Below are 16,565 nucleotides of genomic sequence, written 5' to 3' on the forward strand. Positions count from 1 at the left end.
TATAAACATTTGTACCATGGAAAAGAATCAATTTGTGGTTGACTTGGGCGATTTAGAACTTTCTCCTGAGCAAAGTAAGAGCTTAAATGCGGCTATTCATAAAGCAGTAGCCGGCGAGTTAGCGAATATTGGCACCGCTAATCAAGTAGCATTATTCCCAATAAACGATTTATCGGATATAGATAGAAAAACTATCTTTGGTAAGGGTGGATTGATAAATGGAATCATTATTCGGGATTTTAAAAAGGAAAATTTGAAAGACCTTCTTCAATCTAAAATAAGAAAACAAGGTGAACTCTGAAGCAATTATGTGCCCGTCGCATCGCTGTGCGCCGGGCTCACAACTATTAGGGGTGCGGCAAAATAATGGTACAGTTGCTATTTTGCCGCAACCTTTGCCTATAGATAATGACTTTATCGAGAAAGTAGAGCAGCACCCAATTACCCCCGAACGCCGTTTTCGATTTACAAATAAATGCGTGGAAAATGGTTGCCAGCAATGGAACGGTAAAAGCTGCCGCGTAGCCGAAAGAGCCGTGCAGTATTTAGAATCGATTCCGCTGAACGAAAAGTTACCGGCTTGTTCCATCCGGAGTAATTGCCGCTGGTTTTTACAAACCGGAGCGGAAGCGTGTAAGGTTTGTACTTATGTTTTGACGGAGATTATTGAGGAAGAATTCTATAATAATTTAGGCTAAACAATTTGATAATCATAAACTAAAATTATTATAAAAACAATCAGAATGCATATTAGATTATTTCTAATTCAAGTAGTAAAATAGATATTCTGCTAATATCAGTTAAATCATTTTAAATATTTAAACTATTTAAATTAAATAAAAATATGAGCAAAGTAATTCAAAACTTAAATATTGAAGTTTCTAATCATGCTAGAAACTTAATAACAGTTCTTCTTGAAGGCAGAGACGTAACTAATAGTAAAATTTTTACGGGAAGCAAGTGGGTTCTGAAATTTGATGAATTTACTACTCAAGATGATGATCTAGATGTATTTATTTTAATGAATGGTGATCCAGGAGTAGATGCGTCGATAAAAGTTTCTGGAATTGGACTAGCGCCGCCAGAAACTTCTGATGAGAAGACTTTTGGTCCTAATAGTTTTGCATTTTATTCAAAAGAAATTAAAACCACAGATAATGGAAACGAGAATGTATAAAATAGTTGTTGTATTGCTTTTAAATTTATTTATAAGCACATTATCTTATTCTCAGAATGTTTTAGAAGGAGCTAAAGGCAATAGCTCGATTGATTATACGCAATATGGTGGAGGCATTGTTACTCTAAATGCAGCAGATAAAAAGTTAGAAATTGGATATATTAATTATAAATTCAAAACTGTACCTATTCAAAATGGTTTAGTTAATCGCTATTCAGAAAGACCAATATGGTACGGGTTTACTGTCAGTGGGAAAGCTCTAAATGATTATAGCACAATTTTTTCTAACGGAAAAGTTTCACCAGCTTCTGATATAAAAATCAGGTTTGGGTATAGAATAGATGGTGACCCATCAAGTTCTATAGGTAATTCTATTGTAATAGATTCAATAAAAATACTTGCAGAAGAGCGCGCGAATCCTAGAACAACTCAACAAAGAAAAAACTCTATTGACGTTCGCATGGGTGTATTAACAGCAGCATTAGCACCGCCTCCAGAATTATGGCTTATAACAAGAGGGGGGTATGAAGTAAGTAAATTCAAACTATATAATCAAAGTCTACCATTTGATAGTCAATTTAATTCTTTGCGATTCGATGGCTTCAATGGCCAGATTGGATTAAATTATTGGCATCCTAAGTTTAATATTTTTAAAAATGATGTTATTTTATTAGCTGGTTTAACTATTGGCTTAAGAAAACAAAACAATGTTGATGATTTAACAGAAGTTCGGGCCGAAGATGTAACAATTTCAACAAATTCTATTACAGGAACTACCAGAAGTTTTAAGAGTGAGAATGTTGGTTTCTCTGGCAATTACCAGACATTTACTTCTTTTCCTATAAACTTTGATCTGTATTTTAAACCTCATAAATTAGAGAATGCTGCGTTTTCACTTTATGGAAGAGCGAATTCTTATTATGGTAGGAATGGTTCTGAAATGGAGAACGGAAGGCAATTTCCGGTGAATTTAGGTGTTGGATTTTATCTGTTGAGTAAGAATTGGTTAGCTAATCCATTGGGAGGAATTACTCTGGAATTATCAGATTCATTTCAAACATTATCTGCGGACAGCTTCAAAGACAGATTGATTTTTAATATTGTAACTCGTGTAAACATTGTTCAATTTCGTGAGTAAGTATTTATAAGGTAAATGTTAAATTGTTCTATTTTAATTTCATTAAATGAGCGTAGTATGAATAATAAATATTTAGCTTTATTTCTTGTGTTTATAAGCTTATTTTATAAGAGCTATTCTCAAGTTACTGGTAATTCACAAACCAAAAATGATGACCAAAGCCGAACGTTGTTATTAACTAAGATTGAAGGAATTAATGAACAAATTAATGATAAAAAGGCTGATAGAAAAGAAATTAAAAATATAGCTGATGATATTAATATTACATTAACTTCATTTGATCAAATCATAAAACCCGATGTAGATAATAATGAATTATCTAGATTACAAACGGAATTAAACAAAACAAGAAAAATATCGAAAGTTGAACAGATATATTATTTATTTATCGCTAACTTTAGGCCCCTAAGTGCAAGATTTACATCTATATCAAAACAAAATAATAATCTTGAATTGCAAAATTTAGTTTCTACTATATCAAATAGACTTGGTGAGTATGATCCTTATAGAATTATAAACATGGGCATCTCACTAAATGATGAGGTTGCAGATTCTGACATTGATGAATTAAATATTAGCAAAATTAATGCTACATACACGAGAGATAATTATTTAAAGTTAAAAAGCGAATTGAAAGAACAAATCCAAAATATTAAATCTTCATTAGATAAACAAATAAAAACCCTTGATGATGAGATAAGTGCTTTAAATAACGAGAGGTTCTCTTTACAAGATCAAATTGAAAAGAAAGCTGAAACAGATGAAACTATCTTTAAATGGGGTTTTCCTGTATTTATTATTTTTATCTTATTGATTTACTTAATCCCTTTATTACTGTTCAAATATCGGAATGTACAGCAAAGTGATAGTACTAGTGGAGATGTTACAATTTATAGTGCAATTTATGGCGCTGGCCTGGTTACAGAAATAATTACTGTGTTTTTATTAACATCAACCATTTTGCTTTTAGGATTAACAGACAAACTGAATTCGGAAATACTTGGAACATTAATTGGTGGTATTTCTGGATTCGTTTTAGGTAGAGCAGTTCAAAAGAAAAGTTCTACTCCATAATAAATATTATTTTTATAGCTAAAACTACTTCTTGGTTTGTTTAAGAATCTTTCCGTATTATTAATAGCTTCACTTATTCTCGTTAATTTTATACAGCACTTAGTTGCATTTTTTGTTGTCAGTTAATTTATAATGATATTCTATAAAGTTTTAATAAGTAAATAAGTAATCATTCAAATACCATGAAACTTGTTTCTAAAGAAATTCGCAATGCGGTTGTTGATAGATTAGAAAAATCTATCAGCGCGCAGAAAGCAGTTGTAGACAAAATTCGGGAAGGCCGGCCATTGGATGCTGAGCCTGATGAAAACCGAAAGATAGCCTATATTCAAAAGAAATTGGATGTAAGCGCAGCTATTGCAAAAAGAATAGCCAATTACGAAGATCCCAAGACGCTTCCCTTAACACCGATAAAGCAATCTAAAGCCGAGAGTATTCAAGGTTCCACCGTTGATTTTTTAGATGTTTGTTTTTTAGATGAGGCCCGGGCAGCTTCGAGATCTGTTGCGAGAGTTGCTTATTGGAATGGTGATCCTCAAGGAACAGGCTTCATGGTGTCGCCTAATCTTTTTTTAACTAATCAGCATGTCATTCAAAATAAAGAACAGGCTAAAAGCTTTTTGTTGGAATTTGATTATGAGTTAGATTCTAAACGCAAGGTATTGCCTTTTACAAGGTTTAAACTAGACCCTGATAAACTTTTTTTATCTGACTCGGAAGATGATTTGGATTTTACTTTAGTTGCTGTTGGCGAACGAGTAGATGGTTTATGCAATTTAGAAGATTTTGGTTTTCTACCACTTATTAATTCTATTGACAAGCATATTAGAGCCATGTTTGTCAATATTATTCAACATCCGGAAGGAAAACATAAACAATTAGTACTGCGTGAAAATCGGATTTTATTTAGTTCACCTAACACTTTAATTTATGGTTCCGATACATTACCAGGAGCTTCTGGTTCACCGGTATTTAACGATGATTGGGAAGTAGTAGGATTACATCATTATGGTGAACCGTACCGAGCTCTTCTTGATCCCGCTAATCTAAATCAGAGCTTGCCTCAAAGTGGTAATGAAGGTATCCGTATAAGTTCAATCATGAATCACTTAAACGCTGAAATTAATACAATGACATCAGTCCAAGCAGTCTTAGTGAAGGAAGCATTAAATCCAAAATTTAGATCTCCAAGTTTGTTGAATGAAAAGAGTCAATCAGAAAGTACTGTAGTAGTTGAGAACAATAAGTATATGCAAGAAAATCTAGCTTCTTCCGGAGGATTATCTAATCCCCAAGTAGCCCCTAATGGCACGGTTACGTGGACCATTCCCTTATCTGTTTCTATTCAGCTAGGTAATCATTCTGTTTCTGAAAATGCATCAACAAATCAGTTAAACAGTAAAGCAAGATCTTCTGAAATAGAAACAAAATCAGAAGCGGAAAATTTTAAACCGGATCCTGATTTCACCAATCGCCATGGTTATGATCCAAATTTCTTAGGTATAAAAGTTAAACTTCCTACCTTATCAAACGAACAGAAGCAAACTGCTGCCCGTAATAAATTAGCAAAAGAAGAAGATGATCCTTACGAATTGAAATACCAACACTTTAGCCTTGTTATGCATGGAAAACGGAAATTGCCCTTCTATACAGCCGTTAATATTGACGGCGCTTCCGTTATTAACATTAACCGAGATACCGGGAAGATTACAAGAGTGGAGAACCCCGGATTTGAGGCCGCGGAAGCTTATGAAAAATGGTACGATGATGAACGGATTGATGTAGATGAACGAAGTACGCAGAAGCTTTATAATGATCCTTTTATGAAAAAATACTTTCAACGGGGGCACCTAGTAAAACGCACTGATCCATCCTGGGGAAACCCGGAACGAGCCATGCGCGCGCAGGCTGATACGTTTCATTTCACAAACTGTTCCCCCCAACACAAAGGATTCAACCCGATTACAACCAGATGGGCTGGAGTAGAAAACTGGATAACTAAAGAAAGCGATAAATCTAATATCCGGGTAACTGTATTTAGCGGCCCAATTTTCGAGGATACTGATCCTGAGATAAGCTCTATTAAAATACCAATGAAGTTCTGGAAGATAATTGTTTGGATCGAAGATGGCAATCTCCAAACTATGGGGATTTTAGCCGATCAAAGTGATTTAGTGAATGCTTCTTTGGCAGACCGCGGGCAGGAGAATCTGGGTCAGTTACCTAATAATTTCATCAAAGTTGAACAGTGTCCAATATTAGATATTCAGAATTTAACTGGACTTAATTTTGAAAGTCTAAAGTAATAAATATTTGCTTATAAAATATTTAAAGTTTTTAGGTTTCAAAATATAGTTATATTTATAAGACAATAATACTTTAATAAAGCCTTTATATATTTTTCTTTCAAAAAGTTACAAAAAAAGCCCTCCCGAAAACTCAGGAAGGCTTTTGTATTAATTTTTAAGAATATTACTTATTACCGTCTACTTCTTCGTAGTCTACGTCGGTTACGTGATCGGCGGTGCCGTTACCGTTCTGGGATGGGCCGCCTTGCGGACCACCCGCTCCTTGACCGTTAAAGCCGGCGCCACCATCGGCACCCGCTCCTGGGTTAGCGCCACCAGTTGCCGCGTACATTTCTTGCGAAGCGGCTTGCCAGGCGTTGTTCAGGTTGTTAATAGCCGTGTCAATGCCAGCAATATCTTTGCTGCCGTGGGCGGTACGTAACTCGACTAAGGCACCTTCAATCGCCGATTTGTTACCTGTCGATAGCTTATCGCCGTATTCTTTCAACTGTTTCTCGGTTTGGAAGATCATCGAGTCAGCAGTGTTTAATTTTTCTACTTGTTCTTTGGCTAAACGGTCCGATTCGGCGTTCGCGGCAGCTTCCTGACGCATGCGTTCGATTTCGGCTTCAGATAAACCAGAAGAAGCTTCGATTCGGATTTTCTGCTCTTTACCGGTACCTTTATCGCGGGCCGATACGTGCAGAATACCGTTGGCATCAATGTCAAACGTTACTTCGATTTGCGGAACACCACGAGGAGCTGGCGGAATATCGGCTAAGTGGAACCGGCCAATCGTACGATTATCACGGGCCATCGGGCGCTCACCTTGCAACACGTGAATCTCCACGGATGGTTGGTTATCCGAAGCAGTCGAGAAAGTCTCGGACTTCTTGGTCGGAATAGTGGTGTTCGACTCAATCAGTTTGGTCATTACGCCTCCCATGGTTTCGATACCTAAGGAAAGCGGCGTTACGTCTAACAGCAACACATCTTTTACTTCACCGGTTAATACCCCACCCTGGATAGCGGCACCAATAGCAACTACTTCGTCCGGGTTAACGCCTTTAGAAGGCTTCTTGCCAAAGTGTTTTTCTACTTCTTCCTGGATGCGCGGAATACGGGTAGAACCACCTACCAAGATTACTTCATCAATATCCGTTGTACTTACGCCGGCATCTTTCAAAGCTTGACGAACCGGATCCATCGAACGACGAACCAAGCTATCGGCTAAAGCTTCGAATTTAGCGCGGCTTAATTTGCGTACTAAGTGTTTCGGGCCAGTTTGGGTAGCCGTGATGTACGGCAAGTTAATTTCAGTTTCCTGCGAGCTGGATAATTCCACTTTCGCTTTTTCAGCGGCTTCTTTCAAACGCTGTAGAGCCATCGGATCGGTGCGCAAATCCATGTTTTCTTCCGACTTAAATTCGTCGGCTAACCAGTTAATAATTACCTGGTCGAAGTCGTCACCCCCTAAGTGGGTATCCCCGTTAGTAGAAAGTACTTCAAAAACGCCGTCGCCTAATTCCAGGATAGAAATATCAAATGTACCGCCACCTAAATCGTAAACAGCAATTTTTTGATCTTTATGTTTTTTATCTAAGCCATAAGCCAAAGCCGCCGCTGTAGGCTCGTTAATAATCCGTTTAACATCTAAGCCCGCAATCGCACCCGCTTCTTTCGTAGCTTGACGCTGGGCATCGTTAAAGTAAGCCGGTACGGTAATTACGGCTTCGCTAACGCTAGTACCTAAATAATCTTCGGCGGTTTGCTTCATTTTTTGCAAAACCATGGCCGAAATTTCTTGTGGCGTGTACTGGCGATCGCCAATTTTAACCCGCACGGTATTGTTGCTGCCTTGAACAACTTCGTAAGAAACGTTTTTTAACTCGGAAGTTACTTCGGAGTAACCCCGGCCCATGAAACGCTTAATAGAAGCAATGGTATTTTTAGGGTTAGTGATTGCCTGGCGTTTCGCCGGGTCACCTACTTTCCGTTCGCCGTTACCATTATCCAGGAATGCCACGATAGAAGGAGTTGTTCTCCGGCCTTCGCTGTTCGGAATTACTACCGGCTCATTACCCTCCATTACTGCCACGCACGAATTGGTAGTTCCTAAGTCAATGCCTATTATTTTTCCCATTTTGTATATAGTTTTATTTTTGAAATCTTGTTCGATTTATGTTACTGCTCTAATAACAAGGGATATGCCAACCGGTATTTTGAGCTGGTTTTGTGACATATTGTCATTTCACTATTACTCCACTATTTTATCTGCTTTTAACCCAGTATAATTTTAACCCAGTATAAATTACCGAATTGGCTTCTAATTAATAATAGATTTATGCTTAAACAGGCAATTCTGGCGGTGGTTGGCGATTTTGCAGGAAAGCCTGGCGGCCATCATTCTCACTTATTAAACCCGTAAAATAATTTATATTAGTGGGTTAGAGGTGGGTTGGCGGGATAGATTGGTTTTGGTGCTGCTTAGCGTACTCCTTTTTTTAAATTTTTTACCTCGTCTATGGTTAAGTTTCGCCATTCACCAGGATCTAAACCTTCTATTTTTAATAAACCAATACTTACCCGTATCAGCCGCAAGGTGGGAAAGCCTACGGTAGCGGTCATTTTGCGAACCTGCCGGTTCATGCCTTGCGTAAGGGAAATTTGCAGCCAACTCGTCGGGATATTTTGCCGGTACCGGATAGGTTTAGCACGTTCCCAAATAGTTGGGGGAGTGGGCAGGAGCGTAGCTTTAGCAGGTGCAGTTTTGATATTTTTTAAAAAAACGCCATTCCGGAGCATTTGTAAAGCTTTTTCATCCGGAATATTTTCTACTTGCGCCCAGTAAGTTTTCTCAATTTTAAATTTTGGATCAGAAAGGCGGTGCTGAAGCGCTTTATCGTCGGTCAATAATACCAAGCCTTCACTGTCGTAATCCAAGCGGCCGACCGGGTAAATATTAGGCACGGGTACAAAATCTTTAAGCGTAAGCCGCCCGTATTCGTCGGTAAACTGCGTGAGCACTTCATAAGGTTTATTGACGATGATGTAGGTGTACAAGAGATGTGGAGTAATTCCCGGAACAAAGATAATTTAAAATTTTCTGTTCTTCAGGAAGAAACTGTTTTACTACGTAGCCCAATAGTTTCCTTCTGCATGACACCTTTTGGAGTTGTACATTTACAGTAAAATTAATTTTCTTATTACTGTAGGTAATTGGAAGTACTGGTTGTAGAAGTAAACAAAAAAGCCCGGCTAAACCGGACTTTTTTTTATGGGCAAAACATCTTATTCACCAATCGGTATCTCAATATCAATGTTGTTAAACTTAATGCGATCATCTTCCAGCACAGCTTCTACTACGGCATCTTTACGGATTTCGCCGGACAAGATGGCTTTGGATAACTCGTTCAGGATACGGGTTTGCAACACCCGTTTTAGCGGACGAGCCCCGAATTGCGGATCGTAACCTTGTTCGCCCAAGTAATCCAGCACTTCGTCGGTTGCTTCCAGACGGATACCGGATTCCTGTAAGCGGTCCTGAATATGCCGGAACTGAATGGTAACAATCTTGCGTAACTCGCTTTGAGCCAACGGACGGAACATGATCAATTCGTCGATCCGGTTCAAAAACTCGGGCCGGACGGTTTGTTTCAGCAATTCAAAAACCTCGTCTTTGGTTCGCTCAATTACCTGTTCGCGGTTGTACTCTTCCATAGCGGCAAAATTGCTCTGAATGATATGCGCCCCAATGTTCGAAGTCATGATGATGATGGTATTTTTAAAATTTGCTACCCGGCCTTTATTATCCGTTAAGCGGCCATCATCCAGCACTTGCAACAAAATGTTAAATACATCCGGGTGCGCTTTTTCAATCTCATCCAACAAAATAACACTGTAGGGTTTCCGACGCACGGCTTCGGTTAATTGACCCCCTTCATCATAGCCCACGTATCCCGGAGGCGCGCCAATCAAACGGCTTACGGCATGGCGTTCCTGGTATTCACTCATATCAATCCGCACCATGTTATTCTCGTCGTTGAACAAGAAATCGGCTAGTGCTTTGGCTAACTCGGTTTTACCCACCCCGGTAGTTCCCAGGAAAATAAACGAACCAATGGGGCGTTTGGGGTCTTGTAAACCCGCCCGGCTGCGACGCACGGCATCCGAAATAGCCGCAATCGCTTCTTCCTGACCCGCCACGCGTTTACCCAGTTCTTCTTCTAGATTCAGGAGTTTTTCGCGGTCGCTTTGCAGCATTTTGCTTACCGGAATACCCGTCCATTTGGCTACTACTTCGGCTATATCTTCGGAGGTAACTTCTTCTTTCAGCATGGGGTTCCCATCCTGGTTGGCTTCTACCTGCTGCTGCAATTCTTTTAATTTCTGCTCGGCTTCGGTAATTTTACCGTAACGCAGCTCGGCTACCCGGCCGTAATCGCCTTGGCGTTCCGCTTGGTCAGCCTCCAGTTTAAATTGCTCGATCAGTTCTTTTTGTTTCTGGATGCCTTCGATGACCTGCTTTTCGTTTTGCCATTTGGCTTTCAAATCGTCGCGTTTACCGCTTAAATCGGCAATTTCGCGGGAAAGTACGCTTTCTTTATCTTTATCGTTTTCGCGGCGGATGGCTTCGCGTTCGATTTCCAGTTGCATAATACGGCGTTGCAATTCATCTAGCTCCACCGGCAGCGAGTCAATCTCAATGCGCAGTTTAGCGGCGGCTTCGTCCATTAAGTCAATGGCTTTATCGGGCAGAAAACGGTCGGAAATATACCGGCTCGATAACTCCACCGACGCAATAATAGCATCGTCTTTTATGCGTACACCGTGGTGCAATTCGTATTTATCTTTAATACCGCGCAAGATCGAAATGGCATCCGGAATACTCGGCTCATCTACCGTTACAGCCTGGAAGCGGCGTTCCAGAGCTTTATCTTTCTCGATGTATTTCTGGTATTCTTTTAAAGTGGTCGCACCAATGGCATGTAATTCACCGCGAGCCAAAGCTGGTTTTAACAAGTTAGCCGCGTCCATGGCCCCTTCACCGCCACCGCCGGCCCCGATTAAAGTATGCATCTCGTCAATAAAGAGAATAATTTCGCCTTCCGAATCGGTTACTTCTTTGATAACGGCTTTTAAACGTTCTTCAAATTCGCCTTTGTATTTGGCGCCGGCTACCAGTAAACCCATATCCAAACTCATCAAGGTTTTGGATTTTAAATTTTCGGGCACGTCGCCGGACACAATGCGCTGCGCTAAACCTTCTACAATGGCCGTTTTACCTACGCCGGGCTCACCCAGTAATACCGGATTGTTTTTGGTACGACGCGATAATATTTGCAAAACCCGCCGGATTTCTTCATCGCGGCCAATTACCGGGTCTATTTTACCGGACTGCGCCAGCTCGTTCAGGTTTTTTGAATATTTTTTGAGCGAGTTGTACTTGGTTTCGGCGTTTTGATCGGTAACTTTTTCGCCACCCCGTAATTCTTTAATGGCGGCTTTTAAATGCTTTTCGTTAAACCCAACGTCTTTCAGCAAAGTGGCTACGTTATCGCGACCCGCTAAAATGCCCAATAATATATGCTCAATGGCCACGTATTCATCTTTAAACTCTTTCAGGTAAGAGGTGGCTTTTTGCAAAGCGGCGGCAGCATCATTGCTCAAATAAGGACTGCCCCCGCTTACCTTCGGGTATTTTTCTACAATTTCGTCGAGTTTGGTGGTTAAAATATGCTGGTTTACGCCCAGTTTCTTCACCAAAAAGGTAATTACATTTTCGTCGGTTTGGAGGATGCCTTTTAGTATGTGGCCAGTCTCCACGACCTGTTGCTGGTTGCCACCCGCAATCTCTGTTGCTTTCTGGATGGCTTCCTGCGATTTAATGGTATAATTATTAAAGTTCATAGCTCAATTTTCCTACGCTCACGGTTGTGCTCTGTTATTATCAAATTACTTTCCAGGCGCTTTCTTAATTTAAATCCGGAAAAAATGTCTGTAATTTTTAGGTAAAATTTTAAAATTTAAGACATTATGGCTTAATGATTATTCCGTTTTAAGTTTAAGTATTTTCCCATAGAAAAAGTTAGAATTGGTTTTAATAAACCAGACAACTTTCCTTTGTTATAGGTTAAGAATATGACTTAAAATAAAGAAGAAAAGATATAATCCGTAATAACCTATTAGAGCCAATGCTATAGTAACACAGGTTTTAAAAAAAGAATTTAGTTTAAAGAATGTTACCTCTAAACCAGCGTGTTCTTCATTTACCAGAACATGTTTTAAAGTAGAAGAAAACCGGTATAAATACCAACTGGGCAAAAAATACAACGTTGCTTTGAATAAAGGACCTGTAATTCGGAGGATAAGGCCGGTGGTGGTATAGTCTATTCCGATCGGACCTTTTAATTCGTACAGGGATCTGCGGATTAGAAAGTCATCGAGGAAGGTGTTAAAAGTAAAAGCTTTTATTACCCAATAAGCAACGAGTATAAACCCCATAATGGCAAGCAGTTTAGCCCATTTGGCTATTTGTCGCAAAAGCTGGCGTCTGGGAGCTATTGCCGGCCACCCGGCTGGTTGCGGTTCTAAAGCACCGCCTGAAGTTGGACTGGCCATATTCATATTTTTTTAAATTTTTTAATAGGTAGTTAACGTGTAGGATTATAATTTAAATTTTAAGGTTGATAAGTCGACTTGCTGGGGATAGAAATAGTATAATGGCCGGAATGTAAAAAAGCTCCCGGATATTAACCGGAAGCTTTTAGCTATACCTTATTTAAAATGCAAACAACTAGTTTACTGATTTTTTTTGGTACTTCTTTTGGGTTTTGGAACCGGGATTGGAGGTACATCAGTATTGGTAGCAGTTAAATTATCGGCGGTTAAACCAGTAATAGCCACCGCCGGATCAAGAGTTGCCACGGAAGCTGTTGTAGCATCTAAGTTAGTAGAAGTAATAGTACTTTGCGTGCTTTTCCTGCGGTTGGTTGACGCTTTTAAAGGCGTTTCTGTTACGGGTAAACTGGCGCTTTCAGCAACTATCGTGGGATTAGCCGGAGTACTACTTTTTTTAAAAGCTGATTTTCTCGACTTGGTAGTTTCTTCGGATTGCTTATGCATAAGCGTGGCATTCAGTGCATCGGGTAAAATGGTGCTTTGCGCTACCTGCAGCTTTGCTTTAAAAGTAGGAACAGCCCGTTTGTCACCGGCTAATAAGGCTTTATACGCGGTACGCGCCACTTCTTCGGGCGTTGCTAAATCTCCTTGCGCTAGTTTACTGTCCTGGGCGCCAGCTACGTTAAAAAAGTTAGTATCCGTAGCTGGTGGGCAAAGAATAGTAACAGATACCGGCGCATCTTTTAATTCTTCTTGTAAAGCCTCACTAAAAGATAGAATAAAAGCTTTGGTGGCGCCGTAAACAGATTGTAGAGGAGTTGGTGTAAATGAAGCTACGGAGCCCACCTGTAATATTTTGCCGGAGCCCTGATTCAGCAAGTAAGGCAAAAATAATTTAGTAAGATGCACCAACGATATTATATTCAGGTGGATCATCGCTAGTTCTTTTTGCAGATTTGATTCTGTAAAAAGCCCGTATTCGCCAAAGCCCGCGTTGTTTACCAATATATTTACTTGCCAGCCTTGTTGCTGAACATGTTCGAACAAACGGCTAGGAGCATCGTCTTTACTTAAATCAATAGCAATGGTATTTAACCGAACATGGCTGAACTCGCTTTGCAATTGCCAGGCGGCATGATCCAGTTTGTCCACGTGGTGGGCTACCATAATAACGTGGTAATTATCCCGGGCAAACAAACGAGCCAACTCGAAACCAATACCGCTGGAAGCACCTGTAATTAAAACTGATTGATTTTGTATCGTTTCCATGATAAATTTTTTAAATGAAAAAGCTCCCGGTACGAACCCAGGAGCTATTTAGTGTTACTCTTTTACATTTTCCAGTTGTTTCTTGGTCATAGCGGCATTAAAGGCATCGGGTAAAGCAATGCCTTGCGCCGCGTACATCTTAGCTACAAAAGTTGGTAATACGCGCGCCTCGCCTTTCATTAACCCTTCGTAACCTGCTTCGGCTACATCTACTGCCGATTGTACCTGAGAAGAGTTGGCAATTTTAGTGTTTTCCATATTGGCCACCTCAAAAAAGTTAGTATCGGTAGGAGGAGGGCAAAGTACGGTTAAGGAAATGCCGGTATCTTTTAGTTCTACTTGCAAAGCCTCCGTGAAGGATAATATAAATGCTTTGGAAGCCGCATATACCGCTAACAGCGGGTGCGGAATAAAAGAAGCAACGGAGCCTAATTGCAAAATTCTGCCGGAACCCCGTTTTACCATATCTTGCGCGAAGAACTTGGTTAAGGATACCAGCGCGATGATGTTCAGATGAATAAGACCAACTTCTTTTTGCAGATCAGTTTCCAGGAAAGATCCTCGTTCGCCGAAGCCGGCATTGTTAATTAAAAATTCTACCGGAATCCCCCGGGCTTGTACATCGGCGTAAAGCTTAGCGGCTGCCCCGTCTTTACTCAGATCGCAGGCAATACTTTCAATTTGTACATTCGGGAACTCTGCTTTTATTTGCGCCACGGCACTAGCTAATTTTTCTTCGTGGTGCGCTACCATAATAACGGAATGGCCATCGCGGGCAAAACAGCGGGTAAGTTCCAAACCAATGCCGCTTGAGGCACCGGTTATTAAGGCAGTTTTATTGGTAGTTGCAGTCATCATTTTAAGTTTAAGTTTTTTATCAGATTTACTTTTACGGAATAATCCAAACTCTGATACTATAATTTTAAAACGAAGGTTTAGAAAGAGTTTGATCCTCAAGTATTTTATTTTAATTTTTTTGTTAATAATGATTTTACCGCTGCTATTAGATCTTACAAGTTTTGAATGCCAGATAGACCAAACTGTTTTCGAGCAAGGCCAGTAGTACTTTATGGAAAACCGCGTAACTAATTTAGAAGAATTAGTTACGCGGCCAATGGTACGCCGAGGTAGCCGGTACGGAAGTGTATGAAGTAGAAATATCCTTATCGCGCACCAAAGTTAAACATGCGGAATGTAGTTGCCCCTAGGATCAGTACCCGGTTTGTAAGCATATAGCGCCGGTTTTACATATGCTCCAAAAAAAATTGACAAAAACTGGGAAAAGTTTGAAGAACAACGGCACATCCACCCCAGGTAAAGTGCCCACAGAAAAGCTATCCTGCAAGAAATTCTGGATACCGTGAGTTATGCGGAACTGAAGAGTTGTTTGCTGGAATATGCCTTAAAAAGAATGAGTTCGGCGGCCTTTTACTAGCGCGTTTTGCCGAGCAAACCGGGGTAGAAGGCAAAGAAAAAAATCGTGTTAAATATTAAAAATGCCGTTAACACGGCGGGTGGTCGCGGCCGCTTTATAAAGGACCACCACGTAGCTAAAGTAATTGCAGCCCGCAAAAGAGCTGCTCCACCACACGCGTACCGTATATGGCCGAAAATATTACGCCTAAGTAGTTGCCGTTTGTAGTACCTGGATATCTTTCAATTTACTAGAAAGTTTTAATTTTATTTTACGTCGGCTTTAAAAACGGCAGCGTAGTAATCAGCCAAGCGGGTGGGCTCAGGTAACTTGTGTTTACGCGTGGTGGCCAAAGCAATTTGAGTAGCCGTTTCTAAATCTAGTAAGTGACCAGCCGAGGCAAAAACCGGCTTTACTTTTTCTTTCGTACGGATGGCATTAGCAATGTGCTCGTTGCGGTGCAGTACCGGACTCAAGGCGCCTTGTTCGGGTCCTGGCATCTCAAATTTACCTACCAGTATTTCTTTCGCTAAACCCATCGTTGGTTTTTGCAGGTGCACGCCCAAATGACTAGCAATGCCCATGCGCCGCGGGTGCGAAATACCGTGCCCATCTACCATAATTAAATCGGGCTTTTGGGTTAGTTTTTTATAGGCTTGGAGTAGGTTGGGTGCTTCCCGGAATGCTAAAAACCCCGGTATGTAAGGCAGCTCTACTTCGCCGTAATGCCAAACTTTTTCGAGTAGCTGCAAGTCCGGGTAACTTAGCAAAATAAACACTGACAAAATATTTTCCCCGATAAACGAAGAATCGCATCCCGCAATAAATCTTAAGTCAAAATCGGGTTTTTGCAAAATTACTTGCTTTTGCAGTTCATTTTGGCGAGCCGTTAACGATTTTACCAGTTCCGGATCAACGGGTGGATAGGTTGGATAATAGGCCATTTTTAATTTTTTATTGCTTTACGCAGAAAGTAAAGGCCAGGGTTGTACTCGGACAAGTAGCAAAGCTTATCTTCTCCTTGGTTTATATAATGGACATGTATCTCTACTGGAGATGCTTCTTTTCAGGAAACCATATCTTTTTGAGTAACTAAGTACTGATTCAAAATTAAGCATAAGAAAATAGTAAATAGTAACTTTGCGCTATGCGCTATATCAAAGGACTTACTCCAGAACAAAAACAGGCTTTAGAGCAAGGTCATAAAATGGGGAAAAGCTACCGGTTCCGCAACCGCTGTCAGGCCATTCTGTTGTCTGCTGCCGGCTACTCGGTTCAAGAGTTAGCGGCCATGTTCCAAGTAGCTGATCTCAGTATTTATCAGTGGTTCAATCGCTTTGAAGCGAGGGGAGTAACCGGCTTGCAAAACCAATCCGGCCAAGGCAGAAAGCCCTTGTTGAAGCTACAGAACCAGGCCCATGTGCAAGTAGTCGAAGAGCAGCTTGAAAAGGAAAACAAGCGCTTGAAACTAGCAAAAGCCCAAATCGAGCAGCAACTGGGTCAGTCCCTGAGTGAAAGTACGCTCAAGCGGTTTTTAAAAAAATTGGTTACCGCTGGAAACGCTTCCGCCAGTGGGTAAAGCCC

13 protein-coding genes are annotated in these 16,565 nt (G+C 40.5%); 7 read left to right on the plus strand and 6 right to left on the minus strand.

Annotation, left to right across the window (positions count from 1 at the left end):
- Positions 1–16 precede the first annotated feature (16 nt).
- The 6 genes from AHMF7616_RS07170 to AHMF7616_RS07195 all read left to right on the plus strand — a co-directional run bounded on the left by AHMF7616_RS07170 (position 17) and on the right by AHMF7616_RS07195 (position 5,695).
- The gene (locus AHMF7616_RS07170) at positions 17–301 is read left to right on the plus strand and encodes a hypothetical protein (protein ID WP_115372266.1); all 285 of its coding nucleotides are present in this window, start codon (positions 17–19) and stop codon (positions 299–301) included.
- Positions 291–698: a hypothetical protein gene (locus tag AHMF7616_RS07175; protein ID WP_147275624.1), complete on the plus strand. Its 408-nt coding sequence runs from the start codon at positions 291–293 to the stop codon at positions 696–698. The genes AHMF7616_RS07170 and AHMF7616_RS07175 overlap by 11 nt, the downstream gene beginning before the upstream one ends.
- Positions 699–844: 146 nt before the next feature.
- Positions 845–1,177, plus strand: a complete 333-nt coding sequence (locus tag AHMF7616_RS07180) for a hypothetical protein (protein WP_115372268.1) — start codon at positions 845–847, stop codon at positions 1,175–1,177.
- Positions 1,158–2,315 (plus strand): hypothetical protein, encoded by a 1,158-nt coding sequence (locus AHMF7616_RS07185; RefSeq protein WP_147275625.1) that lies wholly within the window; start codon positions 1,158–1,160, stop codon positions 2,313–2,315. Before AHMF7616_RS07180 ends, AHMF7616_RS07185 begins: the two co-directional genes overlap by 20 nt.
- A 57-nt stretch (positions 2,316–2,372) precedes the next feature.
- Complete coding sequence (locus tag AHMF7616_RS07190; RefSeq protein ID WP_115372270.1) at positions 2,373–3,389, plus strand: hypothetical protein; 1,017 nt, start codon at positions 2,373–2,375, stop codon at positions 3,387–3,389.
- Positions 3,390–3,571: 182 nt separating this feature from the next.
- Entirely contained in the window at positions 3,572–5,695 is a 2,124-nt protein-coding gene (locus AHMF7616_RS07195; protein ID WP_115372271.1) for a DNA/RNA non-specific endonuclease, read from the plus strand.
- Positions 5,696–5,861: 166 nt separating this feature from the next.
- Here AHMF7616_RS07195 and dnaK read toward each other — a convergent pair whose 3' ends face one another.
- From dnaK to AHMF7616_RS07230, 6 genes are all read right to left on the minus strand, one after another.
- Complete coding sequence (dnaK, locus tag AHMF7616_RS07200) at positions 5,862–7,820, minus strand: molecular chaperone DnaK (RefSeq protein WP_115372272.1); 1,959 nt, start codon at positions 7,818–7,820, stop codon at positions 5,862–5,864.
- A gap of 344 nt (positions 7,821–8,164) precedes the next feature.
- Positions 8,165–8,740: a pseudouridine synthase gene (locus AHMF7616_RS07205; RefSeq protein ID WP_199474149.1), complete on the minus strand. Its 576-nt coding sequence runs from the start codon at positions 8,738–8,740 to the stop codon at positions 8,165–8,167.
- A 228-nt stretch (positions 8,741–8,968) separates the two neighbouring features.
- Complete coding sequence (gene clpB, locus AHMF7616_RS07210) at positions 8,969–11,587, minus strand: ATP-dependent chaperone ClpB (protein WP_115372274.1); 2,619 nt, start codon at positions 11,585–11,587, stop codon at positions 8,969–8,971.
- Between the two features lie 891 nt (positions 11,588–12,478).
- The gene (locus tag AHMF7616_RS07220; protein WP_115372276.1) at positions 12,479–13,567 is read right to left on the minus strand and encodes an SDR family NAD(P)-dependent oxidoreductase; all 1,089 of its coding nucleotides are present in this window, start codon (positions 13,565–13,567) and stop codon (positions 12,479–12,481) included.
- Positions 13,568–13,621: 54 nt separating this feature from the next.
- Positions 13,622–14,425 (minus strand): SDR family NAD(P)-dependent oxidoreductase, encoded by an 804-nt coding sequence (locus tag AHMF7616_RS07225; RefSeq protein WP_115372277.1) that lies wholly within the window; start codon positions 14,423–14,425, stop codon positions 13,622–13,624.
- Between the two features lie 822 nt (positions 14,426–15,247).
- Complete coding sequence (locus AHMF7616_RS07230; RefSeq protein WP_115372278.1) at positions 15,248–15,925, minus strand: endonuclease V; 678 nt, start codon at positions 15,923–15,925, stop codon at positions 15,248–15,250.
- A 203-nt stretch (positions 15,926–16,128) separates the two neighbouring features.
- Here AHMF7616_RS07230 and AHMF7616_RS07235 point away from each other — a divergent pair, with 203 nt between their 5' ends.
- Positions 16,129–16,560, plus strand: coding sequence for a helix-turn-helix domain-containing protein (locus AHMF7616_RS07235; protein WP_115372279.1), 432 nt, complete (start codon positions 16,129–16,131; stop codon positions 16,558–16,560).
- The last annotated feature ends 5 nt before the right edge of the window (positions 16,561–16,565 follow it).

Source organism: Adhaeribacter pallidiroseus (assembly GCF_003340495.1).
In the GTDB taxonomy this organism is placed as follows: Bacteria; Bacteroidota; Bacteroidia; order Cytophagales; family Hymenobacteraceae; genus Adhaeribacter; species Adhaeribacter pallidiroseus.

What these genes read in the sequence shown, in the direction of transcription:
- AHMF7616_RS07170 (WP_115372266.1), top strand. Translation starts at nt 17, where the DNA reads ATGGAAAAGAATCAATTTGTGGTTGACTTGGGCGATTTAGAACTTTCT.
- AHMF7616_RS07180 (WP_115372268.1), top strand. Translation starts at nt 845, where the DNA reads ATGAGCAAAGTAATTCAAAACTTAAATATTGAAGTTTCTAATCATGCT.
- AHMF7616_RS07185 (WP_147275625.1), top strand. Translation starts at nt 1,158, where the DNA reads ATGGAAACGAGAATGTATAAAATAGTTGTTGTATTGCTTTTAAATTTA.
- AHMF7616_RS07190 (WP_115372270.1), top strand. Translation starts at nt 2,373, where the DNA reads ATGAATAATAAATATTTAGCTTTATTTCTTGTGTTTATAAGCTTATTT.
- AHMF7616_RS07195 (WP_115372271.1), top strand. Translation starts at nt 3,572, where the DNA reads ATGAAACTTGTTTCTAAAGAAATTCGCAATGCGGTTGTTGATAGATTA.
- dnaK (WP_115372272.1), bottom strand. Translation starts at nt 7,820, where the DNA reads ATGGGAAAAATAATAGGCATTGACTTAGGAACTACCAATTCGTGCGTG.
- clpB (WP_115372274.1), bottom strand. Translation starts at nt 11,587, where the DNA reads ATGAACTTTAATAATTATACCATTAAATCGCAGGAAGCCATCCAGAAA.
- AHMF7616_RS07220 (WP_115372276.1), bottom strand. Translation starts at nt 13,567, where the DNA reads ATGGAAACGATACAAAATCAATCAGTTTTAATTACAGGTGCTTCCAGC.
- AHMF7616_RS07225 (WP_115372277.1), bottom strand. Translation starts at nt 14,425, where the DNA reads ATGATGACTGCAACTACCAATAAAACTGCCTTAATAACCGGTGCCTCA.
- AHMF7616_RS07230 (WP_115372278.1), bottom strand. Translation starts at nt 15,925, where the DNA reads ATGGCCTATTATCCAACCTATCCACCCGTTGATCCGGAACTGGTAAAA.
- AHMF7616_RS07235 (WP_115372279.1), top strand. Translation starts at nt 16,129, where the DNA reads ATGCGCTATATCAAAGGACTTACTCCAGAACAAAAACAGGCTTTAGAG.